The sequence below is a fragment of the Microbacterium xerophyticum genome, from assembly GCF_053543555.1.
The window spans coordinates 703,224-708,167 of sequence record NZ_JBLVOB010000007.1 but is presented as its reverse complement, the minus strand read 5'-3'; the positions used below and the strand labels follow the sequence as shown (position 1 = coordinate 708,167).

4 protein-coding genes are annotated in these 4,944 nt (G+C 67.9%); 3 read left to right on the top strand and 1 reads right to left on the bottom strand.

What is annotated here, in order from left to right; translation table 11 throughout:
• Positions 1 to 29 precede the first annotated feature (29 nt).
• On the bottom strand, positions 30 to 1,061 hold the full coding sequence (locus ACNPNP_RS14895) for an iron-siderophore ABC transporter substrate-binding protein (protein ID WP_448967267.1): 1,032 nt from the start codon (positions 1,059 to 1,061) through the stop codon (positions 30 to 32).
• Positions 1,062 to 1,246: 185 nt separating this feature from the next.
• On the opposite strand from ACNPNP_RS14895, the gene ACNPNP_RS14890 reads away from it, so the two are divergent.
• The 3 genes from ACNPNP_RS14890 (at position 1,247) to putP (ending at position 4,925) form a co-directional block, all read left to right on the top strand.
• Positions 1,247 to 2,191, top strand: coding sequence for a siderophore-interacting protein (locus tag ACNPNP_RS14890; protein ID WP_448966803.1), 945 nt, complete (start codon positions 1,247 to 1,249; stop codon positions 2,189 to 2,191).
• A 78-nt stretch (positions 2,192 to 2,269) separates the two neighbouring features.
• Positions 2,270 to 3,307, top strand: a complete 1,038-nt coding sequence (locus ACNPNP_RS14885; RefSeq protein WP_448966802.1) for a DUF998 domain-containing protein — start codon at positions 2,270 to 2,272, stop codon at positions 3,305 to 3,307.
• An 85-nt stretch (positions 3,308 to 3,392) separates the two neighbouring features.
• On the top strand, positions 3,393 to 4,925 hold the full coding sequence (putP, locus tag ACNPNP_RS14880) for a sodium/proline symporter PutP (RefSeq protein WP_448966801.1): 1,533 nt from the start codon (positions 3,393 to 3,395) through the stop codon (positions 4,923 to 4,925).
• Positions 4,926 to 4,944 lie beyond the last annotated feature (19 nt).

Sequence of the window (4,944 nt, the reverse complement as noted above, 5' to 3'; positions counted from 1 at the left end):
CGCCCCAGCGCTCTGGTCTTCCAGGTGCGTCACTTCACCTTGTCTGCGGCATCCGCGAGGAGCGCGAGGTAGTCGTCGAGCACCCACGAGATCGCCAGCGGCGTCGGGTTGGCGGCGGTTCCCAGCGAACCTGCACCGTCCAGCGACACGATCGCCCCGTTCTTGACCGCCGGCATCTGAGACAGGAGCGGATCGGCCTCGAGCACGTCCACCAGTTCCTGGTCGCCGTACGTCACGATCACCTCGACGTCATCGAAGACATCCACCTGCTCGGCGCTGATCTTTCCGGAGAACTCGCCACTCGCGGATCCCTCCTCCACTGCCGCGGGCGTTCCGAGTCCGAGGTCCTCGAAGAACGCGGCGCGGGTGTCGTTCGCGGTGTAGAAGTTCACTGTGCTCAGGTCAGCAGGGTCGACGTGCGTGAGGAACATGGTGGACGTCCCCTCGAGCTGCGGGTACTCGGCGAGTGAGTCCGTGATCTCCTGCTCGATGTCGGCGATGAGCTCTTCGCCCTCGGCGCCCATGCCCATGCCCAGTGCGTTGTACTCGATGACGTCCTGCCACGAGGTCGCCCATGGGCCCTCGGGGTACGCGACGACGGGCGCGATCTCGCTCAGCGTGTCGTAGTCCTCCTGCGTCAGGCCGGAGTAGGACGCGAGGATGACATCGGGGTCGGTGTCCGCGACGGCCTCGAAGTCGATGCCGTCGGTCTCGTCGAACAGCACGGGGGTGTCGGCGCCCAGCTCGTCGAGCTTCTCCTTGACCCAGGGCAGCAGTCCGTCGCCGTCGTCATCGCCGAAGTTCGCCGCAGCCATGCCGACCGGCACGATGCCGAGTGCGAGGGGGACCTCGTGGTTGGCCCACTGGACCGTGGCCACGCGCTCGGGCTTCTCGTCGAGCGTGGTCGTGCCGAGCGCGTGCTCGATCGTGATCGGATAGTCGCCCGAGGACTGTGCGGTGCCGTCTGCCTCCGATTCCGGCGTGCCGCCGCATGCGGAGAGGACGAGGGCCGCGGAGGCCGCGAGGGCTGCGACGGCCGCATACCGGGAGCGAGTGCGCAAGGTGAACTCCAGTTCGATCGAGGGGGAGCCAGGGATGCCGCGGATGAGCCGCGCACGGATGTCCCCACGCAGCACTGACGCTGACTTAGGGTAGGCTTGCCTAGATCTTAGTCGGCCCGATTCGTCGCTGGCAAATGCCCGTACACCGCAGGCGAAGCCGATACTCACGCCGATCGGAAGGCATCATGTCCGCTGGCACCACCACCACGCAGCGCCCCTCCTATGTCCTCGCCCGCGCCGAGGTGCGCGCAGTCGAACGGGTTTCGCCGAACTTCGTGCGCGTCACGTTCGGCGGGCTCGACCTCGAGGAGTTCGGCACCCCTGGCGATGTCTTCGACGCGCGGATCAAGCTGGTCTTCCCTCCGGCATCCGGCATCCTTCCCGACCTCGATCGCGACGCCGACGACTGGTGGGGCGGATATCTCGCGGTACCGGAGGAGCAGCGCGGGTCGATGCGCACCTACTCGGTGCGCTCACTCGATGTCTCGGATGCCGGCACCGAGGTCGTCGTCGATTTCGTACTGCACCTCGCGCCGGGGCTCACCGGCCCCGCGTCGCTGTGGGCGAGCGGCGCGTCGCGGGGGGACGAGTTGTGGATGGTCGGTCCGCGCCGCGGACGGGAGGACCGCAGCGGCATCGAGTACGCGCCGGGGGCGGCGTCATCCGTGATGCTGGTCGGCGACGAGACCGCAGCCCCGGCGATCGCCCGCATCCTGGAGGACGCACCGCGGAGCCTGCGCGGTCTCGCGTTCATCGAGGTGCCCACAGCGGATGACGTCCTTCCGATCGATGCGCCGGAGGGGGTGGAGGTGCACTGGCTGCCGCGGGGAGATGCGGCTCACGGGCTGCGCCTGATCCCCACCGTGCTCGACTGCCTGGGCGACACCGGCCACACCGAGATCGTCGTGCAGGATGCTGAGGGCGAGGAGCTCGTCTGGGAGACCCCGGTCTACTCGGGCGGCGGCGAAGACGTGGTCGGTGCGGTCGCCGACGAGCGGTACTTCTGGATCGCGGGCGAGAGCGGAGTCGTCACGACGCTGCGCAGGCACCTGGTGAAGGATCTCGGCATCGACCGATCGCAGGTGGCGTTCATGGGGTACTGGCGCCGCGGCGTCGCGATGCGCGGCTGAATCCCTCGCGGTCGCTTCGGCCGGGATCGGAACGTCGCCGACCCGTGGTTCGATGGAGGCATGGACCAGGAGCACAGGATGCGGCAGGAATCCCGAGCGATCTGGGCCACCGTCATCTGCTTCCTGGTCGGCACCGGCATCGGCACGGCGGTGCTGTGGGGCAATCCACGGCCGATCGCCGGTGACGGATCCGTCAGTCTGCCGGCAGCACTCGTCGCCGGTGTCGTCGCCGCAGCATCCTTCGTCGTCAGCACCTTCCTGCATCGAAGAGGCGAGCACGCGTCGATGCCGCTGTGGCAGGTGATCATCTCGGCGTCGTCGGCCGTGGCGTTGACGGTGGCGTTCGCCGGGGTGACCGCGCTGGGCGTGCTGCTCGCGAGTGAAGTGCTCGGCGTCGGTCTTCAAGGGCTCGAGCTGCCCGCGCTCGGCGGAGGCATCATCACGGGGGTCGCGAGTGCCGTCGGCGGCAGGCTGACGTTCGACGCGGGGATCGGGCTGCGCACCGCCGACCTCGCCACCCTTCTCTTCAGCTACCTCGTCATCGGCACGCTCTTCGCCATGCTCACCGCCGCAGATCCGCAGTGGTGGGAGACGAACTTCTCACAACTCGGCATCGGGGTCGGCTCCTGGGTGTTCAACGGCACGCTCGTCGTCGCCGGCATCCTCATCGCGACGGTCGGGTCATACATCGGCCGCGACCTGCACCGCGTCCTGGGCGACGCGGCGCTGGGGCGGATCGCGTGGGTCGTCGTGCTGTGGGCGGCGACCGGTGTCGCGCTCGCCGGGGTGGGGCTTTTCCCGCAGGAGAACATCGTCGTCATCCACAACATCGCCGCCGTCTCCACGCTGGTGCTGTTCGTCGCGTCAGGCGTCCTCACGACCACGGTGATGCCGGGGCCGCCACGGCCGCTGCTGCTGACGACGGTGGGCGTTGCACTGCTGCTCGTCATCGCGTTCGTGCTGGCCGACAGCTTCCATCTCTACTCGATCACCGTGCTCGAGGTGATCGTGATCGGGCTCGGGCTGCTCTGGCTCACGACGCTGGTGCGCGTGCTCGCGGTGCTCACTCCGGACGTCGCCCGCCCGTCGGTGCGGGGGTCACTGCTGGGAGGGTGATCCCGGCCGAGGCGCGCCGGACGGGGTGGCACCCCGCACCCGTCCCTGTCAGTATCGGGGGACCGACCTCCACGAAAGGACGACGATGTCCGACCAGATATTCATCTTCATCGCGCTGGGCCTCTACTTCGCTGCCATGCTCGCCATCGGCTACCTGGCATTTCGCCGGACCACCGACCACGAGGACTACATGCTCGGCGGGAGGAACCTGCCGCCGTGGGTCGCGGCGCTCAGCGCCGGGGCATCGGACATGTCCGGCTGGCTGGTGATGGGCCTTCCCGGCGCCATCTATCTGTCGGGTCTGATCGAGGCGTGGATCGCCGTCGGTCTCACGATCGGCGCCTACCTGAACTGGCTGCTGGTCGCGCCGCGGCTGCGTGCGTACACGCAGGTCTCGCGCAACTCGATCACCGTGCCGAGCTTCTTCGAGAACCGGCTGCGCGACTCGTCACGGCTGCTCCGCATCCTTGCCGGCGTCGTGATCCTCGTGTTCTTCACGCTGTACATCTCCAGCGGCATGGTCGCCGGTGGCTTCTTCTTCGAGACGTCCTTCAACTCCGACTATCTGCTCGGCATCGCTCTGGTCGGCGGCGTCACGCTGCTCTACACGCTGTTCGGCGGCTTCCTCGGGGCGTCGTTCACCGACGTCGTGCAGGGGCTGATGATGGTCATCGCGCTCATCGTCATCCCGGTCGCCGCCGTCATCGCCATCGGCGGTTTCGGTGAGGGCGGCGGCTACATCGACGACCGCGCGCCGAACCACCTGTCGCTCATCGGCGGTACGGCGTTGACCGGTGGGGTGGTGCTGACGATCGTCTCGGGCCTCGCCTGGGGTCTCGGCTACTTCGGTCAGCCGCACATCATCGTGCGGTTCATGGCGTTGCGCAATCCCGGCGAGGCGAAGACCGCGCGCCGCATCGGAATGACGTGGATGATCATCTCCCTGGTCGGAGCGGTGTTCTCCGGCATGATCGGGATCGCGTACATGGCGCAGAAGGGCATCGACCTCACCAACCCCGAGACGGTCGTGCTGGTCATGTCGCAGACGCTGCTGCATCCCTTCGTCGCGGGGCTCGTGCTCGCCGCGGTGCTGGCGGCGATCATGAGCACGATCTCCAGCCAGTTGATCGTCGCGTCGTCCGCACTCGTGGAGGACCTGTTCAAGGTCGTCAAGAAGGAGCCGTCGCCGAAGCTGCTGGTGCTGCTCGGGCGGATGACGGTGCTCGGCGTCGGCATCATCGCCGCACTGCTCGCGCTCGTCCCGAACGACACGATCCTCGGACTCGTGTCGTTCGCATGGGCGGGCTTCGGTGCGGCCTTCGGGCCGCTGATCCTGCTCAGCCTGTTCTGGCGCAAGCTCACGAACTGGGGCGCACTCGCGGGCATGTTCGTCGGTGCGGCCGGTGTCTTCCTGTTCAAGGCGATCTGGCCAGGGCTGTACGAACTGCTGCCCGGATTCATCGCGGCCACGATCGTGGCGGTGGTCGTGAGCCTGCTCACCCATCGCGACGGGTCGCAACGTCAGAACGAGATCCTGCAGGAGTTCACCGACACGGGAACGCTGCTGACAGTGAACGGAGTGGGCCGCGGAGCGCGCACCGACCGGATGACCCCCTGAGCCGCGGGACTCCGGCGGC